We start from the raw sequence: 16,998 nt of genomic DNA, 5'->3' as shown, positions 1-16,998 counted from the left end.
GTAACACCAATTTTCAGCCCCCTAGCCCCGTAAGTGGCTCAACCTTCAGCGATGTGGGTCATGCTCATGTCTCTCCCGCTTGAGATTCCCAGGGGGCCCCTGCAGGGTTGATTAGACACGGGGCGTGAAACCCGCGTAATCGTGTCAGCGGAAAGGTGCCCAGCTTAGTGAACAGGTGAACCGGGTGAACAGCTGTTCACCAGTGCATTTGCCCTATGAATTGAAAAGCCGCTGGGGACCCTGGGCATTTTCGGATAGACACGGGGTAGGGAACCCGCGTGTTCGTGTTAGCGGCTGGATTTTTTAAGTCGGTTGACAGGTTGACGTGGTTGACAGCCATCACCCTGGTTGACGCCATGCAGGTGTTCACTATCAGCAACAGACAAAGCCACCTTTACCGAAGCTGTAACGATGGTCCTTTTTCTTCAAGATCCTTTCAATTTCAACGATTGAAATTTCAGTAACTTCCACCACCTCCCACTAACTCGATCCCGCGGGTTTCATGCCCCGTATACTCAGGATATCGACAGGGTCCCCAGCACCTTTTTCTGCCGCCCACCCGAGATCTCAGATGAGTAACCTTCAGAAGCTGATCGTAAATGCCCGAGCCGGCTTAGCTCTCCACGAAAAAATCTCTGATGACGATTGGCAGGCAATCGCTAGGCAATGCGGTGCCGCTGAAGTCGAAGAAATCGAACAGCGTATCGTCAGTTTACGAGCTGAGTTAGAGACGGTTGAGGATTGGGACGGGGATACGCTAGATGAGATACACGTCGCGATTTACCGCTTCACCCAATTACTGAGGTTAGCGAAAGCACGGTCTCCCAGCGGGTTCTAGACCTCTGAAGCAAACACCCGGCGGATTGGCTTAGTATCGAGTGATCGAGCTACCAACCTGGAGCTCGTCGCTGCTAGGGAAAGTGATATGGATATGGTTGCTGTTCGATCTGATGCAATGACCTCTGTTGGCTACGATGCTGCCACCAAGAGAATGAGAATCCGCTTTCAGCAAGGACACTCCTACGACTTCTGTAACGTTCCCCCGACGATCCACCAAGGGTTGATGTCAGCTAGCTCAAAGGGCTCTTACTACAACCGGTACATTCGTGATCGCTACCAGTGCTGAGGGCATGGTTGAGAGGTAGCAAGGAGGGGCATGTATGCCCACATGTATGCCCAACTCACAACACACCAACAAAACCTATATATAACAGTACGATACAGACCCAGTTCAAATGACTGTGTACCACCAAGTACTAAAAACGGCTTACCGAAAGGTAGGCCGTTTTTTTATGCCTGGAGAAAAGTGCGGGGCATACTCGAAGCGCTCCTCCCCCTACGGCCCAGAGTTGCATCCGAAAAAAGGCACCATCTGTATTTTGACGCTCCCTTGACCCGCTGTTAGTGTCCAGCCTCCCCTCTAAGCACGGAGTGCTCCACGGTGAAACTGGACATCTACCAAGTCGACGCTTTCAGCCAGTCCCCCTTCGGCGGTAACCCCGCGGCAGTCTGCCCGCTCACCGAATGGCTCAGCGATGAGCAACTGCAAGCCATCGCCGCCGAAAACAACCTCTCCGAAACGGCCTATTTTGTACCTCTCGGCGAATGCTACGAATTGCGCTGGTTTACTCCCGAAATAGAAGTGGACCTGTGTGGCCATGCCACGCTTGCGGCGGCGTGGGTGTTGATTCACCAACTGGCGGACGCGCCAGAGGTATTGCGCTTTGCCACGCGTAGCGGCGAACTTCGGGTGACGCGCAATGGTGATGAACTGGCGATGGACTTCCCCGCCAAGCAACCGCAACCCTGCGAACCGCCCGATGGCATGTTGAGCGCGCTCGGCATTGAACAGGCCGACGTATTCAGCACTGATGACTACATCGTACTGCTGGAAGACGAAGCGCAAGTCGCCGCACTGACACCAGACTTCGCCCGCCTCAAGGGCCTGCCCAAACGCGGCATCGCCGTGACGGCCAAAAGCGCGAGGTTTGATTTTATCTCCCGCTGGTTCGGGCCGAATGTGGGTGTGAATGAAGACCCAGTGACCGGTTCGGCCCACACTTCATTGGCGCCATTCTGGGCTGAGCGCCTGGGCAAGAACCGGTTGACCGCCGAACAGGGCGGCAAGCGCCGTGGCCAACTGCGCTGCGAGCTCAAGGGTGATCGCGTGATCATTTCCGGCCACGGGGTGCTCTACCTGCAAGGCACGATTTACCTGTAAAAAGCACTACCCCAAGGACAACAGATCATTCTCAAAATGAACGGAGTTCAGCGCGTGTTTTCGATTTCCCGCCGTCAACTGTCGGTGATTGCCGCAGCCCTCACCCTGGCTGCCTGCCATACCCCGGTCAACGAACAGCCTCCGGCACCGGAGCTGGGTTCCGGCTATCGCACCGACCTCACTACTCAACACGCCGAGCGCCATATGGCCGCGGCGGCCAACCCGCTGGCAGCCGAAGCCGGACGCGAGATGCTGCGCATGGGCGGTTCGGCAATAGATGCGGCGATTGCAATGCAGGCCGTGTTGACGCTGGTGGAGCCGCAGTCCTCCGGCATCGGCGGCGGCGCGTTCATCATGGTGTGGGACGGGAAAAACGTACACGCGTATGACGGCCGTGAAACCGCGCCGGCCGGGGCCACCGAGCGTTTGTTCCTGAGGGGCGACGGCACGCCGATGGCGTTTCCAGAAGCGCAAATTGGTGGACGCTCAGTCGGTACGCCTGGAGTACTGCGCGCGCTCGAAATGGCGCACAAGAAGACCGGCCGGTTGCACTGGGCCACGCTGTTCGAGCCGGCGATCCGCCTGGCGGAACAGGGCTTTGCGATTTCGCCACGCCTGCATAGCCTGATCGCGGCTGACCGTAACATCCCGCAGTCACCGGATATGGCGGCGTATTTCCTGAATGCCGATGGCACACCAAAAGCCACCGGTACCGTGTTGAAAAACCCGGCGCTGGCCAATGTGTTCAAACGCATCGCCAAGGAAGGCCCGGACGCGCTGTACCAAGGGCCGATTGCCGATGAGATCGCGCGCAAGGTGCAAGGCCATCGCAACGCGGGCAGCCTGTCCCAGGCAGACCTCAAAGGCTATACAGCCAAGGAGCGCCCCCCACTGTGCACCGATTACAAGCAGTGGAAAGTCTGCGGCATGCCACCGCCGTCGTCGGGCGGGATCGCCGTCGCGCAAATCCTGGGCACCTTGCAGGCCCTGAAAGCTCAGGACATCGCGGCGATGCCTCCGGTAAAAAGCGCATCGCCTGCCGGCCTTGAACCAACGCCCGAAGCCGTGCACCTGCTGGCCGAAGCCGGGCGCCTGGCCTTCGCTGATCGCGGGCTCTACGTCGCTGACGCAGACTTTGTACCCGTGCCTGTCGCGGGCCTCGTCGCACCGGAGTACCTGGCCAAGCGCGCCGCGTTGATCGGCGAGCGCAGCATGGGCATCGCCAAACCGGGCGTACCGGCGGGTATCCAGGTGGCCTATGCGCCGGACCGCTCGCCGTTGCGCATCTCCACCTCACAAGTGGTGGCGGTGGATGACCAGGGTGGCGCCGTGTCGATGACCACCACGGTTGAGGCGGCATTTGGCTCCCATCTGATGGTCCAGGGTTTCTTGCTCAACAACCAGATGACCGACTTCTCGTTTATCCCCGAGGAAAATGGCCAGCCGGTGGCCAACCGCGTCGAGCCCGGCAAGCGTCCACGCTCGGCCATGGCGCCGACGCTGGTGTTCGACCGCAACAGCGGCGAGTTGCTGGCCACGGTCGGCTCGCCCGGCGGCTCGCAAATCATCGAGTACGTCAGCAAGTCCCTGGTGGCGATGCTTGACTGGAAACTTGACCCGCAAGCGGCCATCAGCCTGCCGAACTTCGGCAGTCGCAATGGTGCCACCGAGCTGGAGGCCGGCCTGTTCAGTCCTGCACTGAAACAGGCCCTCAAGGACAGAGGCCATGCCCTGAGCGAGATCGATATGACCAGCGGCATCCAGGCCATCGTTCGCATGCGGGATGCCCAGGGCAAAGTGTCGCTCAGTGGCGGCGCCGACCCTCGGCGTGAAGGCAAAGCGGTCGGCGACTGAACACTTCAAACATCGGAGAAAGCGCTCGTGCAACAGGCAGATAATCTCGGCGCCATCCCAGGCGTCGACCACGGTTTTTGTTCGATCAATGATCCGCTGCGCCCCGATGAGGTGTTCATCTGCAAGCAGGTGCATAGCGCCTCAGTGATCGAGTGGCAAGCCGACCAGGTACCCAATACCGTTGAAGCGGACGGGGTGTGCACAGGTGAGCACAAGCCCATCGCGGTGATCACCGCTGACTGCCTGCCCCTTCTGATTGCCGCGCAGAACGGCAAAAAGGTCGCTGCGGTGCATGGAGGATGGAAGGGGCTGCAAAGCGGGATCATCGCCAATGCAATCAAGCGTTTTACCGACGAAGGGATTGCAGTCGACCAGTTGCGCGTGGCGATCGGACCGTCGATCAAACCGTGCTGCTATGAGGTGAGCGAGGGGTTTGTTGCGCAGTTCCAGGCTGACCAGGGGCACCTGTGGTCAACCGGGCGGGCGCCGTGGAGCGCAGCGCAACCCGCACCGTTATTGCCCGCGCAAATTGCACCGCCCCACGCCAGGCAAGCAGCAAGCGCGTGGTTTGACTTGAGCGGGTATGGCGTGATGTTGCTGCAAGCGGCCGGCATCCGGCGTGAACAAATCGAGGTGAGTGAGGTGTGCACTTACTGCACCTCCCCCACCTTTGCCAGCTACCGCCGAAGGACGCATCACCCGGAGGAAGTGAAGACACTGATTTATTCGTGGATTGCTCGCATCACCGACTGATCTTCAACCCCTTGCGCCCCGCATGCCGCTCCAGCGCCAGCTCGATCAGGCGGCTCACCAGTTCGCTGTAGCTCATGCCCGCCGCCTGCCACAGCTTGGGGTACATGCTGATGCGGGTGAAGCCGGGCAATGAGTTGATTTCGTTGATCAACACTTCGCCATCGTCGGTAAGGAACACATCGACCCGTGCCAGGCCGGAACAGCCCAGCACCTCGAAAGCCTCAATGGCCAACCGGCGAATACGCTCGCTGGCGTCATGACTGATATCGGCCGGCACCACCACCTGGGCGGCCTGGTCGTCGATGTACTTGCTGTCGTAGGAATAGAAACCGCTGCTCACCACAATCTCGCCGCAACCACTGGCGATGGGGTGATCATTGCCCAGCACGGCGCATTCGATTTCGCGGCCTTTTACCGCCGATTCGACCAGCACTTTTTCATCGAAGCCCAGGGCCAGTTCAACGGCAGCATGGTACTCGGCTTCGTCGCCGACTTTGCTCACGCCCACCGATGAGCCTTGGTTGGCAGGTTTGACGAACATCGGCAGGCCGAGCTTGTTCACCGCGGCCTCAAACGAAGTACGCGCCGCATTGCTGCGGGTCAGGGTGATGAATGGGGTGACGGCAATCCCGGCATCGCGCAGCAAGCGCTTACTGATGTCCTTGTCCATGCACACCGCCGAACCGAGCACATCGGAACCCACGAAAGGCAGGTCGGCCATACGTAACAGACCTTGCAGGCAACCATCTTCGCCGAGGGTGCCGTGGACAATGGGGAAGATCACGTCGACATGTTCCAGCAGGCCGCTGCCGGAAGTCTCCACCAATTGCTGGCTGGCCTTGCCGGGCACCACCGCCAGTTCGCGGTTGGACTGGTTGAGGGCGATCAACGCCGGGTTTTCCTGGTTGAGCAGGAAGTTCGAGGTGTCGTTGAGGTGCCAATGGCCGGCCTTGTCGATACCGATCAACACCGGCTCGAAACGCGAGCGGTCGAGCGCATCGACGATATTGCGCGCCGATTGCAACGACACTTCGTGCTCAGCCGAACGACCACCAAAAATAATTCCTACCCGCACCTTGCCCATGACCCGACCTCACTGTTGAACGTAAGGCTTCTTACCACGGGCCGTCAGCGATTCGCTACCAGATGTGCACCGAACAACACATAGCAGCCACCAGCAAAGCGGTCGAGCCACTTGCGCGATCGGCTGTAGAGCGTGGCCATGCGTTCGCTGGAAAACACCAGTGCCACGCTGGAATACCAACTGAACGATAAGGTGGCCATGGTGATCACCGCCAGGGTCAGCAGCATCGGCGACGGCGAAGGCGGCATGGTTGACGCGAAGATGGTGGCAACAAACAAAGCGGCCTTGGGGTTGGACAGATTACCCAGCAACCCCAGGCGCCACGCGGAAAACAGCGAGCGCCGGGCGTCGTCCGGCAGCACGTTCTGGCTCATGCTCGGTGAAGACCGCTTGAACAGTTTCAACCCGAGGTAGATCAGGTAGCAGCCGCCGATGATCTTGAACGCCAGGTACAGCATCGGTGCCGCCGTAAACAGCGACTTGATGCCCAGGCCACCCGCCAGGCCCCACATGATCGTACCCGTGGCCACTCCGGCCGATGCCACCACACCATGACGGCGCGAACAGCTGGCGGCCAGTTGCGCCGTGTTGAAAAAGTTGGGGCCAGGCGTGACCACCGCGACGGTCCACAGCAAGGCCAGGGAAACCAGGGGCGTCACATAGGCCGGGTTGAGAAAATCCATGGTGGGCAGCTCCATCAGCGCGAGGCACGAGCGACGATCATAGGCCTCTGCCCTACCCTGCACAATCGTACAAGACCCCGGCAGACAAGGGATGCAGACTGGGTTAACGTATTTCCCTCTCTTTTTTGTGACCCCTTACCATGGGCAAACCCACCGCCACCCTCGACTGGTTGCACCGCGCGCCCCATGCCAGTGGCCTGGACCGTATCGAGGCATACTTTGCCGGCTTCGCGTTCGACCCGCATCGCCACGACACTTACGCCATCGGACGTACGTTGACGGGCGTGCAGAGCTTTCACTACCGCGGCGACATGATCCACAGCGTGCCGGGCACAACCATGGTGCTTCACCCCGATGAAACCCACGACGGCCACGCCGGCAGTGAAGAGGGCTTCAAATACCGGATGATTTACGTAGAGCCGTCGCTGATCCAGCAGATTCTCGGCGGCAAGCCGTTGCCGTTTATCCCGGGCGGCCTGTCCACCGACCCCAGGCTGTTGCGCGCCAGCGAAGTGCTGCTGCAGAACCTGGACAACCCCATCGACCCATTGCAGGAACAGGACGCCCTGTTCGACCTGGCCCATGCGCTGAACAACGTCTCGGGCGGGATCATCAGCCGCAAGACTTTCGACTACGTGGCCGCCGAGCGCGCCCGGGAGTTCATCCACAGTGCCCTGGGCCGCAGCATCACCCTGGATGACATGGCCGACCACGCCGGCCGTGACCGCTGGGCCTTGTCGCGGGATTTTCGCCTGCTGTTCGGCACCAGCCCCTATCGCTACCTGACCATGCGCCGCCTGGACCTGGTGCGCAGCCTGCTGGCCCAGGGCCAATCGCTGGTGGACGCGGCGATGACGGCCGGCTTCACCGACCAGAGCCACATGACCCGGCAGTTTCGCAGCACCTACGGCATGCCGCCGTCGCGCTGGGTGAAGATGCTCGGGCGCTGACTAGGCTTAGAGCGCGTGCCCATCAATCGGCTGGCCGATGGTGAGAAAATGCCCGCCCGCCACATGGTGCAAGGTGCGCAGTTCATCATGCCCTTCGAAGTGCCAGCGGCCGTCGCTGAATACGCGTTCGTCGGCATAGGCCGCGACCACTTCACCCAAAAACAGATCATAGGCCTGCTGGTTATGAGGCTCGGGCAGCAGGCGGCATTCCAGCCAGGCCACGCAACCTTCCAGCAGCGGCGCGTCGATGTGTTCACCGCTGAACGTGTGCAAGCCATAGGCGGCAAATTTATCCGTGTCGGCACCGGTGGTGTTACCCACGGTTTGCACAAGGTCGGCCTGGCTCGCGCAAGGCACCTGCAACACAAAGGTGCCGGCGCCTTCCAGCAGTTGGCGGGTCCAGGTGGCCTTGTCCAGCACCACCGCTACCTTCGGCGGTTCGAAATCCAGCGGCATGGCCCAGGCCGCGGCCATGATATTGCGCTGGCCGTTGTGCGCGGCGCTCACCAGCACCGTAGGGCCGTGGTTGAGCAAGCGGTAGGCCTTGGACAGCGGGACGGGGCGACGGTGGGTAGGGCTCATGGACAGTCGACTCTTGATACCAGAAAGCCCCTACGATACCTGAAGCCCTACGCTCAACTCGACAGTTGGTTGGCGAACTGGCCCACCGCGCTGACCACCTTCTGCGCCCCGTCCTGGATCTCCACGATCACCGTGCCCGCTTCGGCAGCCAGCGCCAGGCCCTGTTCGGCTTGCAGACGACCGTCGGTCATCAGGGCGACCGCGTCGCGGGCCATGTCCTGGTTCTGACGGACCACGCCGACAATCTCCTCAGTGGCCTTGCTGGTGCGCGAGGCCAACTGCCGAACTTCATCGGCGACCACCGCAAAACCACGACCTTGTTCGCCGGCACGCGCCGCTTCGATGGCGGCGTTGAGCGCCAGCAGGTTGGTCTGCTCGGCAATGCCGCTGATGGTCTTGACGATGGTGCCGATCACTTGGGATTGGGCGTTGAGCGCCTCGATACCGTCACCGGCCTGTTGCATGTGCCTGGCCAGGTCGCGCATCACATCCACCGCCTGGGTCACCACGGTGGTGCCGCGCTGGGCGCTGTTGTCGGTTTGCAGCGAGGTGCTGTAGGCAATGTTCGCCGCGTCGGCGACCGCCTGTTCCTGGTTGACCTGGTCGGTGATCACCGTGGCGAACTTGACCACTTTGTACAATCGGTCATTGGCGTCCAGCACCGGGTTGTAGGTCGCCTCCAGCCACACCACGCGGCCATGGCTGTCGACCCGTTTGAAGCGTGCCGCGACGAACTCACCGGCGTTCAAGCGCTTCCAGAAGTCCTGGTACTCGGTGCTGTTGTATTCCTCCGGCTCGCAGAATATCCGGTGATGTTTGCCCTGGATCTGCGCCAGGCTGTAACCCATGCCCCCGAGGAAACGGTCATTGGCGCTCAGCACGTGCCCGCCGAGGTCGAACTCGATCACGGCGGTAGAGCGCACCAGCGCGTTCATGAGGTTTTCATGCTCGCGGGAAGCCTCGATGGTGCGGGTGAGGTCGCTGGAATAAATCGAAAAATGCTTGATGCGCCCATCGGAGCTGCGCACCGGTTGCAGAATCGAGCGCAGCCAGGCTTCCTGGCCATTGCCCCGCATCAGGCGCACGGTGCCGGCAAAATGCTCGCCGCGCACCAGGGCGTTCTTGAAGCGTTGCTGGAACTCATCCCTGCGCACGTGGACCGGCTCCAGGTCTTCGATCGCACGCCCCAGTAGTTGGCCACTCTGGTAGGCCAGCTCCTGCAGGAAGTTGGCATTGGCCCATTCCACCCGGCCTTCGGCGTCCAGCGTCAGGCACAGCATTTCACTTTCCAGGCTCTCCTTGACCTGATTCAAGCTGGACAACTCTTCGCGAAGAGCCGACAGCTCCTGCTTCAAACGGGTGTTGAACATGGGGCACCGAGGATCAAATGAGGGAGATGAATCCGACCTGCATCGGCGCTGCCGGCATTTTCTTAAGCGAGCTTGAGGCCCTCGCCCAAGTATTTTTTCGGCCACATCAGCTGCCGTTGTTTCGGCACACGCCCATCACTTGATACTCAAGGGTCTTGAGCTTGCCGCTGGAGTCTTCATAGGTCATGCGCGACGGCACCGCGTTGCACGAGCGGATCGGCGGCGTGACGTTGACCACCTTGGCGATGTCCAGCTTCATGCCGTAGCGATAGGCCTGCACCTCGGGCACCGGCTTGCCCTTTTTGGCGGCGTAGTCGGCCATGGCTTTTTCATTACGCTCCATCATCAGTGCGAACGTACGGTCCCCCCCACCTTCGGCCAACGCACCGAACGACAGGATGGCGGTTAAAACACCCAGCGCGACTTTATGAAACTTCATGATTAGTTCCTCGACTGAAAGATTCAGTGCGCAGACTAACCAACTGACCCTGACGCAAACTTCACCAGAACATTACTTATTTGTTAGATAAGTGTGAGTTTCCAGAATTGTAATCTTTGTGCCACTTCTTCGTTATCTGCGGTTTGCAACTATCAGCCCGGGCCAGATCAATAAGAACGCCCACTCTCATAAGAAGCTGAAACTGCCAAGCACTAGGAGCGAACCATGCGTATCCGTCACTACAGCCTTCCCCTTTCACTGTGCGCCGCTTTCCCGCTGGCCGCCGTGGCCGTGGAGGACCCGCCCGAGGGCTTTATCGAAGGCAGCCGCTTCAATGTGCTGGCGCGTAATTTTTACTTCAACCGCGATGATCGCAAAGGCCAGTCCAGCCCCACCGGCAATGGCTATTCAGAGGCCTGGGCACAGGGTTTGATCGGCCGCTTCGAATCTGGTTTTACCCAAGGCACCGTGGGCTTTGGCGTGGATGCGTTCGCCATGGTCGGCATAAAGCTGGACTCGGGCACCGGCCGCAGCGGCGGCAAAGGCTCGTTCGGCGTGCTGCCGGTGGACAGCGAAAACCACCCCGAGGACACCTACAGTAAAGTCGGCGGCGCCGCGAAACTGCGCATGCTGGATACCGTCATCAAGGCCGGCGACGTCTTCCCGCTGACCCCCGTCGTGGCCTACGGCGATTCACGCGTGTTGCCGGAAAGTTTTCGTGGCGTGACCGCACAGAACACCAGCCTCGAGGGCCTGACCCTGCAAGGCGGGCGCTTGAGCGGCATGAGCCAACCGAGCGAAAGCGGCATGAACAAAGGCTTCGCGACCTTTTACGCAGGCCCGGTCGACTCGCCCTGGGTCGGTTATTTCGGCGGTGATTACACCGTCAACCAACACCTCAGCGTCAGCCTCTACGGCAGCCGCTTGAAAGATGCCTGGGACCAGTACTACGTCGGCAGCGCCGTCAGCTATCCGCTGGGTGAAGACGTCTCGCTGTTCGGCGACGTCAACTACTACAAGGCGGTGGACGAGGGCCGGAAAAAGCTCGGTGAATTCGATAACGCCATCTGGAGCGCCCGGCTCGGGGTGAAGGTCGGCGCCCACAGCCTGGCCCTCTCCCACCAGCGCAACAACGGCGATGACGACTTCGACTACCTGCGCCAGTCCGACTCGATCTTCCTCAACAACTCGATCCAGTACAGCGACTTCAACTCGCCCAAGGAACGCTCATGGATGGTGCGCTATGACCTGGACATGCAGGCATTCGGCATCCCCGGCCTGTCGTTCATGACCCGCTACGGCAAAGGCACTGGCGCCGATTACAGCAATGCCAACGCGGTGTACATGCGTCGCGATGCAGCCGGCGCCCCACTGACCGACCAACGCCGCTGGGAGCGGGATATCGAGGCCAAATATGTGGTGCAAAGTGGAAACTTGAAGGATTTATCACTGCGGCTGCGCCAGGCGACCGTGCGCTCAAGTGCATTCGAGTCGGACTTGGAAGAAGTTCGGCTGATTATCGAGTACCCCATTGCGGTGCTTTAAGGTAGGCCAATTACATTCACTTGCCGATGCGCTACATCTCTTCACAGGTTGAAGTCTGTCAGAACTGTAATATTGGTCTCACCTTCTCGTTAAGTTGCACTTTCTACACTGCACACCGAACACCTCTCATCTCTGCGGCTTTCGTGTAGCTCCTTTGGAACAGAGATGAATTTTTGCGCCCCGGTCGGGGCGTTTTTTTGTGTGCAGGCTCAGTGACGAATCGTCGCACCTGTCTGACATGGCTTGACCCTAAAGCTACTTCACAGTCCAGAGTTTTCCTACAGCCTCCCCCGCCTCGCCATGAGGCCATGCCCTTTTCGTTTTCTTTGAAGGTAACTCCCCATGCGTATCCTTGTGGTTGAGGACGAGCAAAAAACCGCCGACTACCTGCAGCAAGGCCTGACCGAAAGCGGTTATGTCGTCGATTGCGCCGCCAGCGGCATCGATGGCCTGCACCTGGCCCGGCAGCACAGCTACGAATTGGTGATCCTTGATGTGAACCTGCCCAACACCGACGGTTGGGAAGTGCTGGAGCAACTGCGCCGCGACGGCAATCAGCGCGTGATGATGCTGACCGCACGCGGTCGGCTGGCCGACAAGATCAAGGGCCTGGACATGGGCGCCGATGATTACCTGGTCAAACCCTTTGAGTTTCCCGAACTGCTCGCTCGCGTGCGTACGTTGCTACGGCGCAGCGAGCACATCCCGGTGCCGGACGTGCTGCGCGTCTCGGACCTGGAACTGGACCCGCGCCGGCATCGCGCCTACCGCGGCAACCGCCGGATCGACCTGACCACCAAGGAGTTCGCCCTGCTGCATGTGCTGATGCGCCAGTCCGGCGAGGTGATGACCCGCACGCAGATCATCTCGCTGGTGTGGGACATGAACTTTGACTGCGACACCAATGTGGTGGAGGTCTCCATCAGCCGCCTGCGCGCCAAGGTCGATGACCAGAGCGAGGTGAAGTTGATCCACACCATTCGCGGCGTGGGGTATGTGCTGGAGGCGCGGCCATGAAGACCAGCAGCCTGTCGATGCGCCTGGGGTTGACCGTCAGCCTGATGGGCGCCGGGCTGGTTGTGCTGCTGGCAACCCTGGCGTACCTGGCCCTGACCCACGAGTTGGACAAGCTCGCGCGCAAGGGCCTGGAAAACAAAATGGAGCAACTGGCCCATACCCTCGGCCAAGGCCTCGATGAACACCGCATCACCAACCGCCCCCATTCACTGCTGGACCTGGTGATGGGCCACGACAATATCTACCTGACCATCATCGGCGCACGGCCCGATGCACCGGTACTCCTCAGCGTCGGCGCCAGGCCCCAGCAACCGCTGTTGCTCGACGTGCCCACCGGCAAGAACCTGGCCTATTTGAACTGGGTCGATGGCCAGGGCAATCGTATACTCAGTGCGACGCGCCTGATGCCCCTGCAAGGGGGCGAATACGTACGCGTGTTGTTGTCGCTGGACCGTTCCGATGATGAAGCGTTGCTCAGTGCCTACCTGCGCTCCACGGTAATCGCCCTGCCGATGCTGCTGATCCTGATCGGCATGGGCGCCTGGTGGCTGGTGCAACGCGGGCTTGCGCCCTTGCAGCAGTTCAGCCGGGTGGCGGCCAAGGTCAGCACCCAGGACCTGACCCATCGCCTGGCCCTGGACAACCTGCCCAAGGAACTCGGCGAATTGGCCCAGGGCATCAATTTCATGCTGCATCGACTGGACGCCGGGGTGCAGCAGCTGTCGCAGTTCTCCGACGACCTGGCCCACGAACTGCGCGCCCCGCTGACCAACCTGATGGGCAAGGCCCAGGTGACCCTGTCCCGCGAGCGGCCTTCGGCGGAGTACAAGGCCGGCCTGGAATCCTGTACCGAGGAAATGGAGCGTCTGTCGCGCATCGTCTCCGACATGTTGTTCCTCGCCCAGGTCAGCCACCCGGCAGCACGGGCCGGGTTTGCCCCGGTGTCGCTGGCCGAGGAAGCGCAACGGGTGATGGCACTGTTCGCGCTCAGCGCCGAAGACAAGCACTTGACCCTGAGCCTGCGCGGCGATGCCTGGGTAACGGGCGACCGCTTGATGATCCAGCGCGCCATTTCCAACCTGCTGTCCAATGCCATCCGCCACACCCCCTGCGACTCCAGCGTGTTGCTACTGGTGGAAAGCTACGACCGGAGCGTGGCGCTGTCGGTCGGCAACCCTGGGCGCGGTATCGAGGCCCATCACTTGCCCCACCTGTTCGAACGTTTCTACCGCGCCGACAGCAGCCGTACCCGCGCGGAAGGCGGCACCGGCCTCGGCCTGGCGATTGTGCAGTCGATCATGCACCTGCATCAGGGGCACGCCGAGGTCAGCAGCCAGCCGGGCCGGTTCACACGGTTCAGCCTAGTGTTTCCTCTTCCTTGCGATGGGCCCACTGATACAGCGCGGGCAGTACCAGCAGGGTCAGCACCGTCGAGGAAATGATCCCGCCGATCACCACCGTCGCCAGCGGCCGCTGCACTTCGGCGCCGGTGCCGGTGGCGAGTGCCATGGGGATAAACCCGAGAGACGCCACCAACGCCGTCATCAACACCGGGCGCAACCGGGTCAGCGCGCCTTCATTGATCGCCATCGACAACGAGCGCCCTTCCTCACGCAGGTTGCGGATAAAGGCGATCATCACCAGGCCGTTCAGCACCGCCACGCCGGACAACGCGATAAAGCCCACCCCCGCCGAGATCGACAGCGGAATATCCCGCAGCCACAGCGCCATGATCCCACCGGTCAGGGCGAACGGAATCCCGGTGAACACCAGCAGGCCGTCCTTCAGGTTGTTGAACATCATGAACAACAGGCCGAACACCAGCAGCAATGCCACCGGCACCACGATGCGCAGGCGCTCGGAGGCTTCCTTCAACTGTTCGAACTGGCCGCCCCAGGTGGTCCAGTAGCCCGCCGGTACTTTCACCTGGGCGATCAAGGCAGCCTCGGCCTCCTCGACAAACGAGCCGATATCCCGCCCCCGCACGTTGGCGCTGACGATCACCAGGCGCTTGCCATTCTCGCGGCTGATCTGGTTCGGGCCGAGCACCAGGTCCAGGCTGGCGACCTGGGACAAGGCGATAAACCCCAACTGGCCAGCCGCGTTACCCGGCACCGGAATCAACAGCCGAGACAGCCCGTCGATATCGGTGCGCAACGCGTCGGACAAACGCACGACCATGTCGAAACGCCGGTCACCTTCATACAACGTACCGGCCTGGCGCCCACCGACAGCGACAGCAATAGTGTCCTGCACATCGCCCACATTCAGGCCAAAGCGCGCAGCCTTGTCGCGGTCGATATTGATGGTCAGCACCGGCAGGCCGGACGTCTGCTCAACCTTCACTTCCGAGGCGCCATCAAGCTTCTGCAACGTCTCGGCGATTTCCCCGGCGGTGGTGTTGAGCACGCCCATGTCATCGCCGAACACCTTCACCGCCACATCACTGCGCACCCCGGAAATCAGTTCGTTGAAGCGCAGTTGGATCGGCTGCGACAACTCGTATGCACTGCCTGGCACAATCGCACTGGCACGCTGGATATCAGCGATTAACGCTTCCCGGGACTTCTTCGGGTCGGGCCATTGGTCCTTCGGCTTGAGCATCACGTAGCTGTCGGAAATATTTGGCGGCATCGGGTCTGAGGCAATTTCCGCGGTGCCGGTACGTGCAAACACCCGCTGGATTTCCGGCACCTGGGCCATCAAGGTTTTTTCCAGTTGCTGCTGCATCTGCACCGATTGCGTCAGGCTGGTGCCGGGCACGCGCAAGGCCTGCTGGGCGAAGTCGCCCTCACTGAGGCTGGGGATAAACTCGCTGCCCATGCGGCTGGCAACAACGCCGGAGGCGACGATGGTCAACACGGCCAAGCCGAACACCAGCGGTCGGCGCGCCATCACCCAGTCCAGCACCGGTGCGTAGACCCGGCGCGCGGTGCGCATCACACCATTCTCTTCTTCCTTGACCTTGCCAGTGACGAACAGCGCAATAGCCGCCGGCACGAAAGTCACCGACAGGATCATCGCGCCCAACAGGGCGATCACCACGGTAAACGCCATCGGGTGGAACATCTTCCCGGCCACCCCGGTGAGGGCGAAGATCGGCAGGTACACCACCATGATGATCAGTTGCCCGAAGATCAGCGCCCGCCGCGCTTCCTTCGCCGCCGCGAACACCTCATGCAGGCGTTCGCTGCGGGTCAGCAGGCGACCATGACGCTGTTGCGCGTGGGCCAGGCGGCGGATGGCGTTCTCGACGATCACCACCGCGCCGTCGACGATAATGCCGAAGTCCAGCGCGCCGAGGCTCATCAAGTTGGCACTGACCTTGTTGGTGAACATTCCGGTAAAGGTGAACAGCATCGCCAGGGGAATCACCATGGCCGTGATCAGCGCAGCGCGGATATTACCGAGGAACAGGAACAGCACCGCGACCACCAGCAACGCACCTTCGAAGAGGTTTTTCTTCACGGTGGCGATGGCTTTTTCGACCAGGTGGGTGCGGTCGTAGACCGTGACTGCCACCACGCCTTCGGGCAGCGAGCGGTTGATCTCTTCGAGTTTTTCCGCCACAGCCTGGGACACGCTGCGGCTGTTTTCGCCGATCAACATGAACACCGTGCCGAGCACGACTTCACGGCCGTTTTCGGTGGCGGCGCCGGTGCGCAGTTCGCGGCCGATCTCGACCTGGGCCACATTGCGCACGCGAATCGGTGTGCCGTCCGAGCTGGTGATAACGATGTTGGCGATGTCATCGATGGACGCCAACTGGCCCGGTGCACGGATCAACAGTTGCTCGCCACTGCGCTCGATATAGCCGGCGCCGACGTTGGCATTGTTGCGCTCCAGCGCCGTGACCAGGTCATTCAGCGTAAGGTTGTAGGCCGCCAGGCGCTTGGGGTCGGGGGCAATCTGGTACTCCTTGGCGAAGCCACCAATGGTGTTGATCTCGGCCACGCCCGGCACGTTGCGCAGTTGTGGCTTGATGATCCAGTCCTGGATGACCCGCAGGTCGGTGGGCGTGTAAGGCGTGCCATCGTCTTTGCGTGCGCCGTCCTCGGCCTCGACGGTCCACAGGAAAATTTCCCCGAGGCCGGTGGAAATCGGCCCCATGGCCGTTTCGATGCCGCTGGGCAATTGTTCGCGGGCCACTTGCAGGCGCTCGTTGACCAGTTGGCGGGCGAAGAACAGGTCGGTGCCGTCCTTGAAGATCACCGTTACCTGGGACAACCCGGAGCGCGACAACGAACGGGTTTGCTGCAACCCGGGTAAACCGGCCATGGCGGTCTCAATGGGGAAGGTGATGCGCTGTTCGGTTTCCAGCGGTGAATACCCGGCCGCCGCCGAGTTGATCTGCACCTGTACGTTGGTGATGTCGGGCACCGCGTCGATGGGCAATTTCTGATAGCTGGCGATGCCGACACCGGCCATCAACAGCACCGCCAGCAGCACGATGATGCGCTGCTCGATGGCAAATTGGATAAGGCGCTCAAACATGGGGAA

13 protein-coding genes and 2 pseudogenes are annotated in these 16,998 nt (G+C 61.0%); 8 read left to right on the top strand and 7 right to left on the bottom strand.

Translation table 11 applies throughout. From position 1 onward, the window contains the following. Nucleotides 1-925: 925 nt before the first annotated feature. The 4 genes from BFN10_RS28920 (at nt 926) to pgeF (ending at nt 4,828) form a co-directional block, all read left to right on the top strand. Nucleotides 926-1,126, top strand: a complete 201-nt coding sequence (locus tag BFN10_RS28920) for a KTSC domain-containing protein (protein WP_060548250.1) — start codon at nt 926-928, stop codon at nt 1,124-1,126. 315 nt (nt 1,127-1,441) lie between these two features. Beyond that, nucleotides 1,442-2,221 (top strand): PhzF family phenazine biosynthesis protein, encoded by a 780-nt coding sequence (locus BFN10_RS19280; RefSeq protein ID WP_071491007.1) that lies wholly within the window; start codon nt 1,442-1,444, stop codon nt 2,219-2,221. Nucleotides 2,222-2,257: 36 nt separating this feature from the next. Beyond that, nucleotides 2,258-4,075 (top strand): gamma-glutamyltransferase, encoded by a 1,818-nt coding sequence (gene ggt, locus BFN10_RS19275; protein WP_071491006.1) that lies wholly within the window; start codon nt 2,258-2,260, stop codon nt 4,073-4,075. A gap of 27 nt (nt 4,076-4,102) precedes the next feature. Next, nucleotides 4,103-4,828 (top strand): peptidoglycan editing factor PgeF, encoded by a 726-nt coding sequence (gene pgeF, locus BFN10_RS19270; RefSeq protein WP_071491005.1) that lies wholly within the window; start codon nt 4,103-4,105, stop codon nt 4,826-4,828. Here pgeF and ddlA read toward each other — a convergent pair. Together ddlA and BFN10_RS19260 are read right to left on the bottom strand one after the other, a co-directional pair. Beyond that, a complete protein-coding gene (gene ddlA, locus BFN10_RS19265; protein WP_071491004.1) occupies nt 4,818-5,912 on the bottom strand; it encodes a D-alanine--D-alanine ligase in 1,095 nt (364 codons plus the stop codon). The genes pgeF and ddlA overlap by 11 nt on opposite strands. Before the next feature lie 44 nt (nt 5,913-5,956). Next, nucleotides 5,957-6,595 (bottom strand): LysE family translocator, encoded by a 639-nt coding sequence (locus BFN10_RS19260; RefSeq protein ID WP_071491003.1) that lies wholly within the window; start codon nt 6,593-6,595, stop codon nt 5,957-5,959. 140 nt (nt 6,596-6,735) lie between these two features. On the opposite strand from BFN10_RS19260, the gene BFN10_RS19255 reads away from it, so the two are divergent. Next, the gene (locus BFN10_RS19255) at nt 6,736-7,545 is read left to right on the top strand and encodes an AraC family transcriptional regulator (RefSeq protein WP_071491002.1); all 810 of its coding nucleotides are present in this window, start codon (nt 6,736-6,738) and stop codon (nt 7,543-7,545) included. Between the two features lie 6 nt (nt 7,546-7,551). Here the strand turns inward: BFN10_RS19255 and BFN10_RS19250 are convergent, their stop codons facing one another. From BFN10_RS19250 to BFN10_RS19240, 4 genes and pseudogenes are all read right to left on the bottom strand, one after another. Continuing rightward, nucleotides 7,552-8,127 (bottom strand): flavin reductase family protein, encoded by a 576-nt coding sequence (locus tag BFN10_RS19250; protein WP_071491001.1) that lies wholly within the window; start codon nt 8,125-8,127, stop codon nt 7,552-7,554. A 53-nt stretch (nt 8,128-8,180) separates the two neighbouring features. After that, nucleotides 8,181-8,612, bottom strand: a pseudogene (locus BFN10_RS30180) (methyl-accepting chemotaxis protein); the annotation flags it as partial. A gap of 108 nt (nt 8,613-8,720) precedes the next feature. Beyond that, nucleotides 8,721-9,407 (bottom strand): annotated as a pseudogene (locus BFN10_RS30175) (PAS domain-containing protein); the annotation flags it as partial. A 196-nt stretch (nt 9,408-9,603) separates the two neighbouring features. Continuing rightward, the gene (locus tag BFN10_RS19240; RefSeq protein ID WP_071490999.1) at nt 9,604-9,936 is read right to left on the bottom strand and encodes a DUF2790 domain-containing protein; all 333 of its coding nucleotides are present in this window, start codon (nt 9,934-9,936) and stop codon (nt 9,604-9,606) included. 225 nt (nt 9,937-10,161) lie between these two features. On the opposite strand from BFN10_RS19240, the gene BFN10_RS19235 reads away from it, so the two are divergent. The 3 genes from BFN10_RS19235 (at nt 10,162) to BFN10_RS19225 (ending at nt 13,940) form a co-directional block, all read left to right on the top strand. Beyond that, nucleotides 10,162-11,481, top strand: a complete 1,320-nt coding sequence (locus tag BFN10_RS19235) for an OprD family porin (RefSeq protein ID WP_071490998.1) — start codon at nt 10,162-10,164, stop codon at nt 11,479-11,481. 342 nt (nt 11,482-11,823) lie between these two features. Next, nucleotides 11,824-12,498 carry a heavy metal response regulator transcription factor gene (locus BFN10_RS19230; RefSeq protein WP_071490997.1) on the top strand — a complete coding sequence of 225 codons (675 nt, stop codon included), beginning with the start codon at nt 11,824-11,826 and terminating at the stop codon, nt 12,496-12,498. Then, the gene (locus tag BFN10_RS19225) at nt 12,495-13,940 is read left to right on the top strand and encodes a heavy metal sensor histidine kinase (protein WP_071490996.1); all 1,446 of its coding nucleotides are present in this window, start codon (nt 12,495-12,497) and stop codon (nt 13,938-13,940) included. The genes BFN10_RS19230 and BFN10_RS19225 overlap by 4 nt, the downstream gene beginning before the upstream one ends. On the opposite strand, the gene BFN10_RS19220 is transcribed toward BFN10_RS19225, so the two are convergent. Then, entirely contained in the window at nt 13,855-16,992 is a 3,138-nt protein-coding gene (locus BFN10_RS19220) for a CusA/CzcA family heavy metal efflux RND transporter (protein ID WP_071490995.1), read from the bottom strand. The genes BFN10_RS19225 and BFN10_RS19220 overlap by 86 nt on opposite strands. Nucleotides 16,993-16,998 lie beyond the last annotated feature (6 nt).

The sequence above is a fragment of the Pseudomonas extremorientalis genome, from assembly GCF_001870465.1.
GTDB classification, from domain to species: domain Bacteria; phylum Pseudomonadota; class Gammaproteobacteria; order Pseudomonadales; family Pseudomonadaceae; genus Aquipseudomonas; species Aquipseudomonas extremorientalis.
Note: the sequence above shows the minus strand (reverse complement) of the source record. Positions and strands in the feature narration are given on the sequence as shown.